Origin of the sequence: Nostoc sp., from assembly GCF_036917575.1 — a bacterium.
Classification (GTDB): Bacteria; Cyanobacteriota; Cyanobacteriia; order Cyanobacteriales; family Nostocaceae; genus Nostoc.
On the sequence record NZ_JBALDC010000009.1, the window covers coordinates 13,594 to 32,193 of the forward strand.

At 40.7% G+C, this 18,600-nt stretch carries 11 protein-coding genes; 7 read left to right on the forward strand and 4 right to left on the reverse strand.

Translation table 11 applies throughout. The features are described from left to right. Positions 1 to 161: 161 nt before the first annotated feature. The 3 genes from minC (at position 162) to minE (ending at position 2,517) form a co-directional block, all read left to right on the forward strand. Positions 162 to 1,205: a septum site-determining protein MinC gene (gene minC, locus V7K79_RS02435; protein ID WP_335044374.1), complete on the forward strand. Its 1,044-nt coding sequence runs from the start codon at positions 162 to 164 to the stop codon at positions 1,203 to 1,205. Positions 1,206 to 1,377: 172 nt separating this feature from the next. Next, positions 1,378 to 2,184, forward strand: a complete 807-nt coding sequence (minD, locus tag V7K79_RS02440; protein WP_335044376.1) for a septum site-determining protein MinD — start codon at positions 1,378 to 1,380, stop codon at positions 2,182 to 2,184. Positions 2,185 to 2,220: 36 nt separating this feature from the next. Then, positions 2,221 to 2,517, forward strand: coding sequence for a cell division topological specificity factor MinE (minE, locus tag V7K79_RS02445; protein WP_335044378.1), 297 nt, complete (start codon positions 2,221 to 2,223; stop codon positions 2,515 to 2,517). Positions 2,518 to 2,979: 462 nt separating this feature from the next. On the opposite strand, the gene V7K79_RS02450 is transcribed toward minE, so the two are convergent. Next, on the reverse strand, positions 2,980 to 4,314 hold the full coding sequence (locus tag V7K79_RS02450; RefSeq protein WP_335044379.1) for a hypothetical protein: 1,335 nt from the start codon (positions 4,312 to 4,314) through the stop codon (positions 2,980 to 2,982). Positions 4,315 to 5,276: 962 nt separating this feature from the next. Between V7K79_RS02450 and fmt the strand changes: the two genes are divergently transcribed. Then, a complete protein-coding gene (gene fmt, locus V7K79_RS02455; protein ID WP_335044380.1) occupies positions 5,277 to 6,281 on the forward strand; it encodes a methionyl-tRNA formyltransferase in 1,005 nt (334 codons plus the stop codon). Between the two features lie 45 nt (positions 6,282 to 6,326). Here the strand turns inward: fmt and V7K79_RS02460 are convergent, their stop codons facing one another. Together V7K79_RS02460 and V7K79_RS02465 are read right to left on the reverse strand one after the other, a co-directional pair. Next, positions 6,327 to 6,692 carry a DUF6464 family protein gene (locus V7K79_RS02460; RefSeq protein ID WP_335044381.1) on the reverse strand — a complete coding sequence of 122 codons (366 nt, stop codon included), beginning with the start codon at positions 6,690 to 6,692 and terminating at the stop codon, positions 6,327 to 6,329. A gap of 145 nt (positions 6,693 to 6,837) precedes the next feature. After that, a complete protein-coding gene (locus tag V7K79_RS02465) occupies positions 6,838 to 8,349 on the reverse strand; it encodes a hydroxysqualene dehydroxylase (protein ID WP_335044383.1) in 1,512 nt (503 codons plus the stop codon). Positions 8,350 to 8,621: 272 nt separating this feature from the next. Here V7K79_RS02465 and V7K79_RS02470 point away from each other — a divergent pair, with 272 nt between their 5' ends. Then, entirely contained in the window at positions 8,622 to 9,524 is a 903-nt protein-coding gene (locus V7K79_RS02470) for a class I SAM-dependent methyltransferase (protein ID WP_335044385.1), read from the forward strand. Positions 9,525 to 9,676: 152 nt separating this feature from the next. Here the strand turns inward: V7K79_RS02470 and V7K79_RS02475 are convergent, their stop codons facing one another. Further along, positions 9,677 to 11,725, reverse strand: coding sequence for a potassium channel family protein (locus V7K79_RS02475; protein WP_335044387.1), 2,049 nt, complete (start codon positions 11,723 to 11,725; stop codon positions 9,677 to 9,679). A gap of 294 nt (positions 11,726 to 12,019) precedes the next feature. On the opposite strand from V7K79_RS02475, the gene modB reads away from it, so the two are divergent. Continuing rightward, on the forward strand, positions 12,020 to 13,831 hold the full coding sequence (gene modB / locus V7K79_RS02480; RefSeq protein ID WP_335044389.1) for a molybdate ABC transporter permease subunit: 1,812 nt from the start codon (positions 12,020 to 12,022) through the stop codon (positions 13,829 to 13,831). Between the two features lie 1,710 nt (positions 13,832 to 15,541). Continuing rightward, a partial coding sequence (locus V7K79_RS02490) for a DUF4347 domain-containing protein (protein ID WP_335044391.1) occupies positions 15,542 to 18,600 on the forward strand: 3,059 nt, incomplete at its 3' end.

Genomic DNA, 18,600 nt, shown 5'->3' on the forward strand with positions numbered 1-18,600 from the left:
TGAGATTTTAGATAAAAGAGTCTTTTGGTTAATGTCGGACTAATATTCCGCTACGCCAACACCCCTTATAAGTGACACAAATCCAAAATCCAAGTTGCGCTATCAGCGCACCAAAGGTACGACCCAAAATTTAAAATCTGTTGTCTTTTGCTTAGTACTGTATGACTTCTGATTCTGCGATTCCCAATCTAAAGTCAAATTCTGCACTTCCTAATGCAGAATCAAACTCTATCCTTTCTGAGATAGAGGTAAATCCTACTGTTGCTGATGTAGAGTCAGATTCTATCCTCCCCGATGCGGAGTTAAAATCTGTCCTCCTTTATTTAAAATCAAATACTGTTCTTGAGGATGTAGAGTTAAATCCTGCTGACCCAGATGTAGAGTCAACGAATACTGATGCCGGCTCGGATTTTATCTTAACTGACTTAAATCCCGATGAGTTAGTATTACCAGGGCATCGTGTAAATGACAATAGTCAAGTCCAGTTAAAAAGTAAGGAGGGACGACTTTTATTAATTTTGCCTTCGGAATCTCAAGTATCTGCCTCAGAACTTACTTGGTCTGATATTTGGCAACAAATAAGGCAACGTCTGAGTGCAGGCGATCGCTTCCGTGTATCTAACACACCTGTGCATTTAATGGCACAAGACCGTTTGGTAGATGCCAGACAACTCCAAGAACTCGCTGAGGCTTTAAGTGAAGTTCAACTCCAGCTGACATCTGTCTCGACGAGTCGGCGGCAAACTGCGATCGCTGCTGTGACATTGGGGTATTCAGTAGAACAATTACAACCCGTAACTTCCCTGAGTTCCGAGCCAACAGCCACAGCGATCCCTCAAGAAGATGCCCTCTATTTAGAAATGACAGTCCGCTCTGGAGTAGAAATTCGTCATCCTGGGACAGTAATTATTTTGGGAGATTTAAATCCAGGTGGTATTGTAATTGCAGATGGAGATATTATCATTTGGGGTCGTCTACGTGGAATCGCTCATGCTGGGGCTGGAGGCAATCGTGAGTGTCTGATTATGACCTTGCAAATGGAACCAACCCAACTGCGGATCGCAGATGCTGTAGCTAGAGCACCAGAAAAACCGCCAATGCAGTTTTCTCCAGAGGTGGCACATATTACGCCCCAAGGAATTCGGATCGCTAGGGCGACTGATTTTTCCAGAAACCAATTCACCAAGAGCAATCAAGAAGCATAAATATTTATTTAAAGAATGAAGTATATAAGTAAAGATGAAATAAAACAAATATTTATGCTTCACCCTTATCAGGGAGAACAGATATTTCTTCATACTTGATACGATACTTCATACTTTATACTGCAATTTACTGTTTTATATTTCCTGAACCCTCATTGACTGCATTTCTATCATGACTCGCATTATTGTGATTACCTCCGGTAAAGGAGGAGTGGGTAAAACCACAGTTTCAGCAAATTTGGGTATGGCTTTAGCCAAAATGGGGCGTCAAGTTGCTTTGGTTGATGCGGATTTTGGTCTGAGAAATTTAGATTTGCTGTTAGGGCTGGAAAACCGCATCGTTTATACTGCGGTAGAAGTCTTAGCCAGAGAGTGCCGTTTAGAACAAGCCTTGGTGAAAGATAAACGCCAACCCAATCTCGTACTTTTGCCGGCAGCCCAAAATCGCTCCAAAGATGCAGTCACACCCGAACAGATGAAGTTATTGGTGAATGCACTAGCGCAAAAATATCAGTACGTGATAATTGATAGTCCTGCCGGGATTGAAAATGGGTTTAAAAATGCGATCGGCCCGGCCAAAGAAGCGTTAATTGTCAGCACACCAGAAATTTCCTCAGTTCGTGATGCCGATCGGGTAGTAGGGTTACTAGAAGCACAAGGTATCAAGCGTGTTCATTTAATAATTAACCGCATCAGACCTGCAATGGTGCAGGCAAATGATATGATGTCAGTGCAAGATGTTCAGGAACTTCTCGCCATTCCCCTGATCGGGGTAATCCCTGACGACGAGCGTGTTATTGTATCTACCAATCGCGGCGAACCCTTAGTGTTAGCGGAAAATCACTCTTTAGCTGCTACAGCCTTTGAGAACATTGCTCGTAGATTAGAAGGAGAAAGTGTCGAATTTCTGGAGATCGACTCGTCCCAAGACAGCATCTTCGCTCGTATACGAAGGTTGTTCAGGACAAAGATTGTTTAACTTACCTTTCCAGTCTCCGCCCCAGAACTATTCGTAATGATTGAACTTCTAGAAAAACTTTTTTTTCGTGGCGCTGATAGCAGTCGAACTCAAGTTAAACGTCGCCTGCAATTGGTGATTGCTCACGATCGCGCTGATATAGATCCTCAAACGTTGGAAAAAATGCGGAAGGAAATCCTAGATGTAGTCTGTCGCTATGTAGAAATTGAGACAGAGGGCTTGGAGTTCTCTTTAGAAAGCAATCAACGAACCACAGCTTTAATCGCCAACTTGCCTATTCGCCGCGTCAAAGGCGCAATACCTGAATGGGAAAGAGGTGACAAGTCTTTGTAGTTATAATTTTAAGTATTTTTATTTAAGTTGATAGTTGTAGGCGAATTATACGATACTGTTTATGAATTAAGTAGGGCAAGAAGTATAGCGGTTCCTACTTGAGTAAAATACACTATGGAATAATAAAGTATATTAATGTCTAAGTACTTATGCGCCGTCAACTAAGTCAAGAATTTCGGGCGAAATAAACACTCCACTGTAGCGTAGCCCGTTGTAGACATCGCAGATTCTCAGTTGGTGAAAGACCACAGCAAAAAAAAGCTCCAGTTCATCATTGTAGCTTTTGATACTTGTAAAGGTGATCTAAATTAGAATTATCCCCAATGCTGAAGTTACGTTGAGGGGTTAATAATACTATTGTTGTCATAGTTTGTTTTTATTTCTATAGAACCATTTGGGATATATAAAGAAATCCCGTTGTCGTCACTGCTAACAACGGGACTATATAGGGTTTTTTATAAACTATCGGTAGGCAACTTGTGGATCTGCCCAAATTTCTGTAACCTTTTTACCAAAAGTAATCGGTTGATCGCTGTCTGTTGCAGTGATAGTTTTACCATCATTAGCAACTTGCATTAATGGCCAGTTTTCCTCTCCCAATTCCCCTGCACGGAATAATACGCGATCTGGTTGGCTTTTACTCCAGCCTAACAATACAGCAACTTTTTCATGTTCTTCGTCACTAACAGGAGCAACTGTGTTAGCGTGATTTTTTTGCCGATCCCAAATCACTGCACTATCTGTAGAATCACCTGTGTTAAATATACCATCAAACTTGCGGGCTAAGAAGCGATCGCCTTTTTCTGACCAGCTAACTGGAACTAATACTCCAATCTTACCGCTGGTATCAGTTTCTTCTGAAGACTCTGCTTTTAGTGCCTTTACTTTTAATAAAGGATCGCTAACTGGAGTTGTTGAAGCCATCACCCACAATTTCTTAGTGTGCATATCTTGGACAAACAGCACGCTAGTGACACGGCTGTTGTACATTTGGGGTTTCACCTCCAGTTGCACGCGACTATAAACAGCATATTTACCATCTGGAGAAATCACAGGTACGCTGCGATAGTGACGCACTCCAGAACCACCATTAGAAGCAATGGCTTCTTGAGTTGCTGTAATCCATTTCCAAGGAATCGGATGAGGACTACCGATGGGATCTATTTGTTCTGCTTGGGACTCATCAACTGGTTCTACAACAGGTATTTCCGTCGTTATGGTTGATTGAGATTCTTTAATAGCTGGTGCTACTTGAATTGCTGTCAATGATTCAGTAAAAGACTTTTCTCTAGAGAGATAATTTTCTTGTCCTCTTAAAGACTTGACATTAGCAGCTTTAAGTTTGCTGATTAAATTAAGTTGACTAACAGGAACATCTGTTGATGGTGCGAGTTCAACTGCTGCCAAAGAATCGGGAACAGTTACATTGCTCAAATCTAAATCGCTACTTGATAGATAACTATCTACTTTAGCTGAAGACTCAATTTTATCTGCTGGTAATACTTGCGGTTCCTGAACAGCAGTACTTTGTGTTAGCACAGAGTCAAATTCTTCTGTTGTCGATTCGATTTGATCTGTTTTTAATGTTTCAGCTATTTCAGGTTCCCCAACTACAGCTGTTTCCTTTGATCCAGAGTCAGATTCTCCAGGCATCGAAGTTAGTTTATGTACTTCGGATCTTACTGGGATCGAGTGAGCCGATGCTCCTAATAAAGGTGCAAGTAGTATCACAACAACAACGTAATTGAGAAATGGTTGTGTGCGGAACCATCCTGACAGCAAAAAGGGTTTAAGCATTTGTAGACTCTCTAGAGGGGGTAATTGCTATGTGAGAAGCAATACATCAGCAGCAATGGGGCAGGTGGTAGTTATATGTATAACAAGAAACTAAAACTAATGACGAAATAATATCTTCAAAGTTTGCAGAGTTTTACAAAAATTAAGTATCATTGTCTACACCTTTTATTACTGAGGTACTGAATATTTTTTGGCAAAAATATGCGAGTATAGTAAATATGCTGAGAACTCAGTAATTACTACACAATATATAATGTCGCTATATTCAACTACACCCAAAATAATTCTTAGTTAAGAAATATTTCGGGTATAGTTTGAGGAATCAGGCTGGCAAATAAGAATGAGATAACTTAGTGACTGGGGATCGTACTAGCGATCGCTAGTACACAGCAAATAAGCTAAGTTACACACTAAATATAACAGCGTAAACCCTCATGATGGTAAAAGTGAGGCGTTAGTTAAAAACCTGGGAAAGCAGACGCACAATACATCATACTCAGAAGATATTGCTATCAGCAACCCAAAGTTATAAATTGCTATCTAAACTACAAAAATAGCTAGAAGACGCAATATTTTTTCATAAATTTAACTACATTTAAAGCTAATTTCGGGAACACTACAAAATTCATTCGGTAGATGCTCTAGCGACTTGCAAAGAAAAACCACTAAGTGATTAGATTCACTAGAGGCAAATGCGGCTGATACTTAGCTATTACACTTGTTAACTTAACAATTAAGTTAATCAAGCAGCGTTTAATTTGATGAATACGAAAATATTGTACCACCAAACAGCCAATATTATTTACAACGAACAACTGTATTTTGTAACTGCCGTCTTGAAGACACGAGCCTACTAGATGCTGGCTTAGTGCATTCTGTTTCAACATACAACTTAAATGTTGTCAGTTATCAGGGGCGCACTTACGATTAACTAATAACTCACAACTAACAACTAATTATTAATGAAAATTGTATTTTTTGGTACACCTCAATTTGCTGTACCCACCTTGGAAAAGTTATTGAATCATTCAGAATTTGAGATGTTGGCGGTTGTCACCCAACCAGATAAACGCCGGGAACGCGGAAATAAACTTACACCAACACCTGTAAAAGCGATCGCAACTGCTCATAATTTACCAGTATGGCAACCCGAACGGGTGAAAAAAGACACTGAAACTTTAACCAAACTCAAACAATTAAATGCAGACGTGTTTGTTGTTGTCGCTTATGGACAAATTTTATCGGCAAAAATCTTGAATATGCCAAAATTAGCTTGCATTAATGTGCATGGCTCGATTTTACCTAAATATCGCGGTGCAGCGCCGATTCAGTGGTGTTTGTATAACGGTGAAAAAGAAACGGGGATCACCACCATGTTAATGGATGTGGGGATGGATACCGGCGCAATGCTCCAAATAGCCACTACACCTATTGGATTACTAGATAATTCTCAAGATTTAGCCGACAGATTAGCGGGGATCGGTGGAGATTTGTTGGTGGAAACTCTGTTGAAGTTGGAACGTAAAGAAATTCAACCAATTCCTCAAGATAATTTAACAGCGACTTATGCACCTCTGATTAAAAAACCAGATTATGCTTTGGATTGGTCAAAAAGTGCGATTCAATTACACAATCAAATTAGAGGCTTTTACCCTAACTGCACGGCTACCTTTCGCGATAACCTGTTGAAAATCACTGCTTCTACTCCTCTTGGTTTTGTAAGCGATCGCGAGCTCCCAGCAGAATTGCAAGAATTAACGCATAAATTGCCTGATTTGTCAAACGTATCAGAACAACCGGGAGTTGTAGTCAGTATTGTCAAAGGAATTGGCGCAATTGTCCAAACTGGGGAAGGTTTGTTGCTGTTGCGAGAAGTTCAGCTAGCTGGTAAACGTCCCCAGTCAGGATGGGATTTTGTTAATGGTACGCGCTTAACTGTAGGAGAAGTTTTTGGTACGGGAAACTGACGGGGATGGAAGAGATGAGGGAGAATAACTTTTAACTCCTCACTCTTAAGTTGTAACTTCTAACTTTTCATAAAAGCGACAAGATTGGCAAGGGCCATCTGGGTTGACTGCACAGCGAATGAGTTCTGAATGAGCATTGTAGCAGCAGGTGGCATCACCGATTACCCAACGTCCTGCTACCAAACTTTTCTCAGATGGTCGTTTAGCAGACTGTACATAAATGGTAATATTATGTAAGCGGTAGCGCCCAGCTTGAAGTTTGTATTTATGGCGGCGTTCTAAAACCGCGTAGGTTTTGCCTTCAAAATCGAGATAGTTTCCGGGTTGGGGTGTCCAATCAAGTTGCACTCTACCAAGGGACTCACGCGGGTGCGTCAAAATCACCTCAGTTTGTAAAGAGTCTGGCTCCATAAGCTTATGTGATTTGATTTACATTATAAGGATAGTATCGCGATCGCTTTCTTTAGCTTACCGAATTTAAATTACAATTAATGATTAACTAAATTTGCGAGAAATATACATACAGTAGGGATGCACAGCTGTGCATCCCTACTGATTACGGCAACCAAAAGTTAGGCAGGATAGATTTACTTAATTTACGCAAAGTTTGGTTGAGCGATCGCGCCACTTGGATATGCACTTCATCCTCTTCTACAGCTAAAATCTCAGATGGCTGGCCTTTTCCCAAATAAGACACTACCAAATTCGCCGCTTCCAAACCAGTAACATAAGCCTTTTCTTGTGACCAAGAACCATGACGGTTCACAATCCAATCCCCACTCATAAATACATTCTCAAAACTTGTCTTAGCCGGCAACATATAACGATAGCTACCAGGTGCAAAGTGAGTCACCGCTTGAGGTAGGCGAATCACACTACTATCAATTATCTTTGCTTGGCGAAACGCTGGTATACAACTTGCTAAATAATCCTGAACTATTGTTAAAATCTCCTCATCACTCAAATTGAGAAATTGATTCGCGTGATAGAAATCAGCTTCAATCACTGTTCCCGGCTCATCTCGATATTCATCATGTAGAGCATTCAAATCAAAAAACGTCCAACCTGTAGTTGTGTCGAATCCAAAACAAGCATTAGAAGGGCGAGGAATATTAATTTTACGGTCAAACCATATTCGCGTTGCTAAAACATCAATTGCTCCTAAATTGCTCAAATTCCGGAATTCTTCACGACTTTGTAAACTAGGGCTAGTTGAGACAATTTTCTTCATCCCTGTAATTCCAACCGCAAAAATCACGGCATCTGCTTCAATTACTTCATCACCGCAAACCACACCCTTAGCTCGATGATTACTATCAACAATTAAATCTGTAACTCGACGCTTGGGCAACACTCTTACACCAGCTTTTTCAATACGTTCCACCCAAGGACGAAATATCTTTTCCCCAACAGTTCCCCGACACCAAACCACATCAAAATCGGGTTGATGAGCCAGAATAAAAAAGTAAAGCATCCCTAAAGTTGCGGCGGCTGAACACTGTTCGCCAGGGGCAAATAAGCCCACTAATAACATCGGTTCAAAAGCTTCGCGGTAAAGTCGTGCAGAAACATTAAAGTCTTTGAATAATTCACGGGCAGTTACAAAATCATAGCGCCGCCAAGCTGCATCAGAATTATCAAAATCAACGACAGTATAAAGTAAAGGCAGAGCGCTAAGACGGTCAATTAGTGGCAGCCGCTTAAACTGAGTGTAGAGAAAAGTTCCCAACGGCGAGGGGAGTCGCGGTAAATCTTGAAAAATTGGTGATTCAACTTCCAAACCTGCTGGCGAATATTGCGAAGAACGAGTCCAAGTAGTAAAAGGATTAATTTCTAATTCATTGATTAAAGAAAAAATATTTTTGTAAGGATACCAAAACCCATGAATGCCAGCTTCAACAGATTTTCCGGCAGATGTTTGCCAACCTGCCACCAATCCACCAGGATGAGGGCCTGCTTCCAGAAGTGTCACATCATAACCTTGTTTTGCCAAATGGTAGGTTGCTCCTAAACCAGCCCAACCAGCACCGACAACTACCACCCGTTTTTGTTGTAACCCTGCTACCATCGCAGCCTCCAATTGTTGCAGTCTATCAATTAATGTATACGAACTTGTATTTCGAGCGAGCAAGAGTTGATTATTATAGCGATTTTCGTTTGGATGTAATGGGCGCTTTGTTAGAACATCTGTATAGCCTCACCATATTCCATCGAATTAAAATAGCTATAGACTTTAAAAAAAGGCTCAGGGGAAGCGGTTCAGTCAAAATCACTTGCGGATAATGCTGAGTTAAGAGTATAACAGAAAACAGACTTAACTATTCATGAGGAATAATCAGAATGACTCGATTAGCAAATGTAAAATTTAATTTGAATGACTTTGAATTACGAGATGGCATTTATTTTCCTAGCGATTATGAACAGTTAACTAATACTCAACATAAAAAAACATGGGACGCAATTGGTAAAACATATTATGGTTCCCAAAAAATTGAAAAAGTTGCAGAGACATCGCCCATTAAACAAGATTACACTTTGCTAACTGGTACGCCTGGAGGTACTTGGAACAAATTTCCCTTGAATAAATCTGTAGGTTCTATTCTAGAAATTGGTTCTGGTTATGGTCGCGCACCTTTACATCTCTCGAAAGCGAAAAATCTGAAATGCGAGAAATATTACGGTATCGATATTTCTGAACCTTTATTACGACGGTTAGTCAAAGTTAAACAAGAATATAATTTTTTCCCCGAAGCTGAATTTAACTTGATTTGTACTTCTGCTGAAACATTGCCTTTAGAAGATAATTCTATAGATTTGGTAATTTCTAACTGCGTTTTTATGCATATCCCAGATGCCCAATTAAGGAATTTATTGGCTGATATATGTCGGGTGCTAAAACCTGGTGGAATTTTTGTTTTTAATCATTCCTTTCACAATAAGTCTTGTCCTTCTCATATTATCCATAATTTTATTAGAAGGCTGAACCCATTTGTGAGAAATCCAGTTTATCTCAAGCAATATTCATCTGCTGAAATAGAAGAAATGTTAGCTACTGCAGGAATGAAAGCGAAGTGTCCAGAATACATTGTCGAACCAACAGCAGAATATGCAATTTTGCCGGAAACCATTAAAGGGATTCCAGTGCCGTTTGCTAATGCTATCAATAGAAGTCTCAAACCATCAGATAGTTTAAAAGAAACTTTGGCTTATGGTTTTAGTGCCTACAGTACTCAACTGGACTAATTAATAAATTCTCTGTTTTTCACAATAAATTGAATACCTATAATTTCTAAAAGCACAACACTGTTGTGCTTTTACTTTTATAATAAATACCTATGAATTTTATTTTTTGTTTTTTGCTTTTAGTTTACTTATTTAGTCTGGTTAGGGGAGATTTAAGGTTGCCCAACATAGATAACATTTGCCAAAACTTGTACTTTTTTTAACTCGCGCACGAGACGTTGAGCTTGATGTTTATAAAGTGGTATCGGTAACACTCTAGGCAAATTATTCATCCATTGCCTAGCAGTGGTGGAACTACATCCCGTAATCAAAACTATCTCTTGGGCACCATACATAATGGCATTTGTAGTCAGAGCTTTTTCAATCTGCACCTGCCAAAGACGAGGCTGCATTTCACCCCATTCAATTCGCTGCAAACTACTGCTTGTGGCTAAAACAATCAAGCGATCGCCAGCATCAAGCTTAACATCATACCAGGGCATTAAAGAGTAATTGTCTTGCTGATATTTCTGGTAGAGAATCGGTACAACACTGTAGCCAGATGCTATTTCAGATAAAAGCAATCCATTCAGCGTATCGCCATCTTCAATCTTGTATTCCGTCACCATGACTATTTGCTCGTTCAAGTGAAACAAGCTGAGAACATTTTCTCCAAAAGCAGCACAAGCAAAAACTTCTGCTGACAAAGCCGCACCACATATAACTTGAGCATAAGGGAACAAAGGAGCGACATTATCACTAAATTGGCGGTCTTGAGAGCGGATAATCAAGGTAGTGGCGGGGTTTATTGCATGAGCCATCAAACCAATTTCCAGATTTTCCATATTATCGTCCCCAACTAAAATAATGCTTTTGGCATGGGAGAGATTCGCCTTTGTGAGTGCTTCACTAGCATTACCAACGATAAGGGGTATATCGGGTAAAGTTTCTTGGTCGAGAATGGTAGGATGAATTCCTACTAACGGTTGGTTGAGTTCTTGCAAAAGAGCAGCCACTTTTTGTCCCAAGCGATTTAAGCCAATAATTACCAGATGGTTGCGTTCTGGTATGGGAGGACGAGAATTGAAAAAATGGAATCTTGAAGTGACAAGAGCATCAGTCAGCAGTGCATATAATACTCCCACGAAAGCTTGACCTGTCAACGTCAATCCCAGGCTAAAAAACCTCAACCACCAAGGGATAGCGTCTGAGGGTTTTGATTGCGATGCAAACTCAACACCGCCAAATAAATCTCCGTATCCTCCCAAGAGCAAAATTGCTGTTGCATAGAAAGCTTCTTGGATGCTGATATCAGGATAATATAAGCGATAAAGAATTATTCCCACAAGCCACAGCATGAGTACAGTAATCGCATAGATTGTTGCAATTCGCCGGATTTGATTTTGGCTTTGATAGTAAGATTGCCAAAATTGCACTATTTTATCCTTGAGATTTTTCGCTGTAATACCTTGGATAAACTGTTGACACTGCCACTTTTGACTATGAGATTGCCGACGTTGTTCAGAAAAAGCTAAATCGTATGCCACATCAATGTAAACTAGGGTGTCTCCTACCTGCACTTCTGCCTCTGGGTTCCAGCCAAACAATTCTTTGCTTGGCTTAGATGCAACAGGTTTATGACTCAAGATGCGGCGAGTTGTCAGATTCAGTCTATGTACTGGCTTGCTATGACACCAACTATCCTTTGCTTGTACCTGGTGCTTTATCACTTGCAACAGTTGCCCTTCTAAGGTGAAATATCCAATAGCTTCAGAACCAAGGGCTGTCAAAGCGAAGGCATGAGCTGAAAGATGAGTAGGTTCAAAGGCAACAAAATTGCCGAGATTTTCCCACAAGAGTTTGTTGAAATTTTGTTTATCTGAACGTACAATCAGGCGGACGTGCGGATTAAGACGACGTGCTGCAAAGGCAGCTTCTATATTTATCCGCTCATTTCTGGTTACTAAAAGTATTGAACGACATTGCCTTATACCTGCCTGCTCTAAAACACTTGGCTGGCGGCAGTCTCCGATGATTAACTTTTCTAGTAAGTTAGGTACTTCTGAGACTTCCCAATGTTCAGGCTGCACATCCTCTATGGCGCTGACTTTAACATCGTATTCCTTGAGGATTGCAACGCAATGTTGCCCTAAACTTTTGAGTCCGCATACTAAGAAAAGGTCTTGAGGTTTTTTTTGATTACTGGTAGAAGGAGGATGCACTTTCTGTTGACGGTAGCATTAGATACTGCTAACAGGATGTGTTTGCTAGGGTTTTTATGCTTCGGTAATTCCCAACAATTTTACCAGTTGGTTTGAAGATGAGTATCAAATAATAATAAACTGTATAGAATTCTGATATTTGATACCCAACTGAACGCAAATTTTGTTTAAAGTTTGGCTATTTTTTGAGATTTTCTTGGTTGATTGTGATGTAGTTTACCAACTATTTTCAACATATTGAATCTAAAGTTGGTAAATTATGGATTAGTTGAGCTAATTCTTCCCCAGACAACTATGCCATTGGATCTATCGCCTCTTTGGATATCACTCAAAACTTCATTACTTGCCACATTTATCACCTTCTTTTTGGGTATCGCTGCTGCCTACTGGATGCTGGGATATCGTGGCAAAGGTAAATCGTTAATTGAGGGTATCTTTATTGCACCTCTAATTTTACCACCCACAGTTGTCGGTTTCTTGTTGCTGCTATTTTTTGGCAAAAATGGCCCTGTAGGGAAATTCATGCAGACTTTTGACTTCACCATCGTCTTTACTTGGTATGGTGCAGCGATCGCAGCTATGGTAGTTTCTTTCCCATTAATGTATAAAACTGCATTAGGAGCTTTTGAACAAATAGATAGTAATCTGCTGCGAGTAGCCAGAACCCTTGGTGCAACTGAAGCTACAATTTTTTGGCGTATCAGTTTACCCTTAGCACTACCCGGCATTGTCGCCGCTACAATGCTAGCTTTCGCCCGTGCTTTAGGAGAATTCGGGGCGACGTTGATGTTGGCTGGTAATATTCCCGGACAAACGCAGACAATCCCAATGGCAATTTATTTTGCGGTGGAAGCGGGAGCAATGAACGAGGCTTGGTTTTGGGCGATCGCAATTATGGTGATTTCTCTATCTGGGATTATTGCAGTCAACTTCTGGCAAGAATTGAGAGAAAAGAAAAGGGGAGTGGGGAGCGGGGAGCAGGGAGCGGGGGGAGCAGGGGGAGAAATTCTTTATACTCCGCACACTAGCTATGAATCTGGGGGATTGTTAGTCAACATTGAAAAAATACTTCCTAGCTTTGATTTAAAAGTTGCTTTCAGTACTGATGAGCAACCCTTGGGATTGCTAGGAGGTTCTGGAGCAGGTAAGAGCATGATTTTACGCTGCCTTGCGGGGATAGAAACGCCCACAACCGGGCGGATAGTTTTAAATGGCAGAGTTTTATTTGACTCCGAACAAAGAATTAATTTACCCAGTCGCGATCGCCGCATCGGTTTTTTAGTGCAGAATTACGCTCTGTTTCCCCACATGAGTGTGGCGCAAAATATCGCTTTCGGTTTGCCCAAAGGATTATCTGCTGGGAGTATTCGGGTGCAGGTAGAGGAGCAACTAATAGCAATGCAATTGCAGGGATTAGGCGATCGCTATCCGCACCAACTTTCTGGGGGACAACAACAACGGGTAGCTTTAGCAAGAGCATTAGCAAGTCAACCGGAAGCGCTGCTTTTAGATGAGCCGTTTTCCGCACTTGATACCCATCTGCGTAGTCAATTAGAGCAGCAAATGACAGAAACTCTAGCTGGCTATCAAGGTGTGACTCTATTTGTCACTCATAATATGGAAGAAGCTTATCGAATTTGTCCAAATCTGTTGGTATTGGAGCATGGTAGAGCCGTTCATTATGGCAGCAAATATGAGATTTTCCAGCATCCTGCTACTGTAAGCGTCGCCCAACTCACTGGATGCAAAAACTTCTCCCGTGCTGTTCTCCAGTCATCGCAACAGGTAGAAGCGATTGATTGGGGTTGTACTCTGCAAGTAATTGAACCTGTCAAAAGCGAACTATCTCACATCGGCATTCGCGCCCATCAGTTCATTTTTACCAACGACTCATCACAGGAAAATACTTTTCCCTGCTGGGTAGTACGAACAAATGAAACGCCTCATCGGATGACGTTGTTTCTCAAACTACATTCGGCTGGCAATAATGCTCAAGATTATCATCTGCAAGCTGAGGTCTTCAAAGAAAAATGGGCGACGATGAAAGACCAGCCTTTTCCTTGGTATGTGCGTTTAGATCCTCTGCGGTTGATTTTGATGGAATGAACGCAGAGATATAGCAAAGTGCTGAGTGCTGTTAGCGGATAGCGGATAGCTAAGGTTTAGCCCGTGCTGAGTATAAATCCGGTGAAATCAAGGCTTTTAGCAATCAACAGTGTCCTAACCTATGTGGCTACGGCTATATATGTAACAGAGGGTGTTGCATAAAATGCTTGTAGAGGGTTGGGTTAGACTACAACTTGAAAATCGTCAAACTCTAGTTCATTATGAAACAAGAATCGCATTGGCTAAAAGGCGATCGCTGCTGATAAACTAAACCATATCTAGTTTGCATAATCTGAAATTGTATATTTCTTGTGGGGTGGGCGTCTCGCCCGCCCAATATATGCAAGGTTATTTGTGGAACAGCTTATTTTGCAATTAGACCATATACGTACAAATTAGAAAGTATGGGATTAGTAAAACTAAATAGTAATCAATGAACTATAGCAATCCTAAATTATTTCTAAGAAAATACTATATTCATTGAGCTTATGAAAATCGAAAAATTTACAATTAATTGATAGCTTAAATAATACCTTGAATACAGTAAAAGAATAATAGAAAAAATAAAACTATTCTTACAATCGTTTTACTTGCAGACAAATATCTTTTACAGAATTCTATGGTGGTGCATTGGAGACAAATCTGAAGCAGTTAAGCAGCCATTGTTTTTTCAAGTTCACGATTTCGTGAATCCAAGTAATCTTAAATTTGCTGCGAACGATGATAGCTTGCACCATCCCAATTTTATCATCTATGGAGAGCGATCAAAGCGTTTAGACTCAGGCAGACTGAAATTATTGATAATATTGTCAAAAAGGTGAGTTTGGACATTAACTTTATAAGCGATCACAAAATGTAGGTAGAATTGAACTTCAATGGCTGAAAGCTTTATTATAACTAGATTATATATAGGACTCCGATTTGATTTCTGAAAACATACTGAGGCTGAAAAGCGGCTTTTCTCAGGGTTTTATCTGAAATCTTGTTTAGAAATCAGATATGGCTCCTATAAAATATCAAAATTTTCAAATTAACCTGGAAAATGCAGAGGTGATATGTAGTATGTAAAACTTTATACATATTACATTTCAGTTATTTTACGGAGGCAAATGTTGGATTTTGTAAATACTCTTAGATTATTCTATTAATTTTGTATAAACACGCAGATAAATAGAACCCCTTTGTTTTAGTAAAACAAAAGGGCGTAGGTAGGTAGAGGATAAATATATACAGTTTCACAAACAAACGGTATTAGCTTGTCAGTTTTGCCAACAAATCGTTGTTTTTGTGTGATTTTTTGTAATAAATAACCCAAAATAATAAACGATTAACGCTCTTTTATTACTCTCATTAGAGAATATTTAAAATCTTGTTTATCTGTGCTTGGTTCTAAACAAGAGTTTTTCAGATTTACTAATCAAGCGAGGCTTTGAAAAAGATTCAAAATCAATATTTTTTCTATCGCCAGGACAAAAAAAGAGCATTAATTACATCCTAATTCTTTCCCAGGCAAGAATTTAAATCCAAATTTTGTGTAATTATTTCTGTGGAGATCGACCTTCACCTGCATTCTTTCAAAAATTCAAGTATTTCTATTTCTAGATTTGGTTGGTGTGATTATTTATGGACTGATTACCATAATTCATCACACAACGAATCGCACGCTTTCTACCCTTTTTCGTAAAAACAAACTTCAAGTAATCATAAATTATGTTGGACACAATATCTACCAGAATCAGTACCAAGCCTACTCAAAATCTTCATGAGGAAATTTCTGCTAATCGCCTAGTTTTCATCGACTCACAGGTGGAGAATTACCAAACCTTAGTAGCAGGTGTTTTGCCGAATAGTTTTGTCGTAGTTCTAGATAACGATCAAGATGGCATTGAGCAAATTAATCAAGTGCTGGCATCCCATCAGGGAGTTAATAGCATACACATTATTTCTCACGGCGCACCAGGACGAGTTTATTTAGGCAACAGTCAACTCAGCAACGAAACGCTTAATTATTATGCAGCGCAACTCACAGGTTGGGCAAATGCATTAAGTGCAGATGCACAACTGCTACTGTACGGTTGTGAAGTAGCTCGAACAGAGCAAGGCATAGCATTTGTCCAGTGTCTGAGTGAACTAACAGGTGCAGTAGTAGTGGCATCTGATAATTTAACTGGGAGTGCTGCATTAGGTGGTGACTGGGAACTAGAGGTGAGTACGGGGGCAATTATTGCTCCTTCTCTGGCGTTCGAGTTAGAAGTGATGTCAGCCTACGCTTCAATACTGACTGTAGTACTTGACACTAGCTTTGGTGGTGGCGGTATAGTCACTACTGAATTCAACAACAGCCCGTTGGGCTTGCCCAGCGCCGACGTTGGCCGCAGCATTACTTTACAAGCTGATGGCAAGATTATCGTAGCGGGACTGAGTAATACTGACTTTGCCTTAGCACGTTACAACAGCGATGGCTCACCCGACACTAGCTTTAGCAGTGATGGCAAACTCATTACTGACTTCAGCACCGGCGGGTTTTTGAGCGTGCCCAGCACCGACGTTGGCTACAGCGTTACTGTACAAGCTAATGGCAAGATTATCGTAGCGGGACAAGCTAATGGTAACTTTGGTTTAGCGCGTTACAACACCAATGGTTCACTCGACACTAGCTTTAATGGTACAGGCAAAGTCACTACTGATTTCGGCTTTGTCGAGATTGGCTACAGCGTTGCTGTACAAGCTGATGGCAAGATTATCGTAGCGGGACTGAGTAATACTGACTTTGCTTTAGCGCGTTACAACACCAATGGTTCACTCGACACTAGCTTTAACGGTACAGGCAAGGTCACTACTGATTTCGGCTTTATCGCCGTTGACACTGGCTATAGCGTTGCTGTACAAGCTGATGGCAAGATTCTTGTAGCGGGACAAGCTAATGCTGACTTTGCTTTAGCGCGTTACAACACCAATGGTTCACTCGACACTAGCTTTAATGGTACAGGCAAGGTCACTACTGAATTCAACAACTCGTTGGGCTTGCCCAGCGCCGACGTTGGCTACAGCGTTGCTGTACAAGCTGATGGCAAGATTCTGGTGGCAGGACAGAGTAATATTGACTTTGCCTTAGCGCGTTACAACAGCAATGGTTCACTCGACACTAGCTTTAGCAGTGATGGCAAAGTTACGACTAATTTCGGCAGCTTGTTCGGTTTACCCACCGTCGACATTGGCTATAGCGTTGCCATACAACCTGATGGCAAGATTCTCGTTGCCGGAATTGACACTTCACTTACTAGCCTTACTGACTTTGCTGTAGTACGTTACAACAGCGATGGCTCACTCGACACTAGCTTCAATAACGGTGGCGCGATCACTACTAATTTGGGTCTACTTAGTGCTGACGTTGGTTACCAACTTACCCTACAGCCCGATGGCAAGATTCTCGTTGCCGGAAATAACACTACAGTTCTTGGCCTTACTGACTTTGCTGTAGTGCGTTACTCGGTTAATGACGCGCCTACAGACTACGCGCCTACAGACTTGGTATTGAGTTCGCTAAATGTTAATGAGAACGTCACTGCGGGGACAGTAATTGGCACATTTACTACCACAGACCCAGATGCAAACGACACATTTACTTACAGTTTAGTTGCAGGGACTGGCGATACCGATAATAGTGCATTCACAGTTGTTAATAATCAACTCCAAATCAACAGTTCCCCAGACTTTGAAACCAAATCTAGTTACAACATCCGAGTTCAGACAACTGATGCAGCTGGAGCTTCATATACCAAAGAATTGACAATTGCAGTTAAGAATCTTAACGAGGCTCCCACAGGCTTGGAAATAAGCCAGTTAAACGTTAATGAAAATGTAGCTGCGGGGACAGTAATTGGCACATTTACCACCACAGACCCAGATGCAAACGACACATTTACTTACAGTTTAGTTGCAGGGACTGGCGATACCGATAATAGTGCATTCACAGTTGTTAATAATCAACTCCAAATCAACAGTTCCCCAGACTTTGAAACCAAATCTAGTTACAACATCCGAGTTCAGACAACTGATGCAGCTGGAGCTTCATATACCAAAGAATTGACAATTGCAGTTAAGAATCTTAACGAGGCTCCCACAGGCTTGGAAATAAGCCAGTTAAACGTTAATGAAAATGTAGCTGCGGGGACAGTAATTGGCACATTTACCACCACCGACCCAGATGCAAACGACACATTTACTTACAGTTTAGTTGCAGGGACTGGCGATACCGATAATAGTGCATTCACAGTTGTTAATAATCAACTCCAAATCAACAGTTCCCCAGACTTTGAAACCAAATCTAGTTACAACATCCGAGTTCAGACAACTGATGCAGATGGAGCTTCATATACCAAAGAATTGACAATTGCAGTTAAGAATCTTAACGAGGCTCCCACAGGCTTGGAAATAAGCCAGTTAAACGTTAATGAAAATGTAGCTGCGGGGACAGTAATTGGTACATTTACCACCACAGACCCAGATGCAAACGACACATTTACTTACAGTTTAGTTGCAGGGACTGGCGATACCGATAATAGTGCATTCACCGTTGTTAATAATCAACTCCAAATCAACAGTTCCCCAGACTTTGAAACCAAATCTAGTTACAACATCCGAGTTCAGACAACTGATGCAGCTGGAGCTTCATATACCAAAGAGTTAACAATTGCAGTTAACAATCTGGATGAGCCTATTGTTAATGGCGTTCCCACAGGCTTGGAAATAAGCCAGTTAAACGTTAA

Coding starts and splice junctions, on each gene's coding strand:
- minC (WP_335044374.1), top strand. CDS start 162: ATGACTTCTGATTCTGCGATTCCCAATCTAAAGTCAAATTCTGCACTT.
- minD (WP_335044376.1), top strand. CDS start 1,378: ATGACTCGCATTATTGTGATTACCTCCGGTAAAGGAGGAGTGGGTAAA.
- minE (WP_335044378.1), top strand. CDS start 2,221: ATGATTGAACTTCTAGAAAAACTTTTTTTTCGTGGCGCTGATAGCAGT.
- V7K79_RS02450 (WP_335044379.1), bottom strand. CDS start 4,314: ATGCTTAAACCCTTTTTGCTGTCAGGATGGTTCCGCACACAACCATTT.
- fmt (WP_335044380.1), top strand. CDS start 5,277: ATGAAAATTGTATTTTTTGGTACACCTCAATTTGCTGTACCCACCTTG.
- V7K79_RS02460 (WP_335044381.1), bottom strand. CDS start 6,692: ATGGAGCCAGACTCTTTACAAACTGAGGTGATTTTGACGCACCCGCGT.
- V7K79_RS02465 (WP_335044383.1), bottom strand. CDS start 8,349: ATGGTAGCAGGGTTACAACAAAAACGGGTGGTAGTTGTCGGTGCTGGT.
- V7K79_RS02470 (WP_335044385.1), top strand. CDS start 8,622: ATGACTCGATTAGCAAATGTAAAATTTAATTTGAATGACTTTGAATTA.
- modB (WP_335044389.1), top strand. CDS start 12,020: ATGCCATTGGATCTATCGCCTCTTTGGATATCACTCAAAACTTCATTA.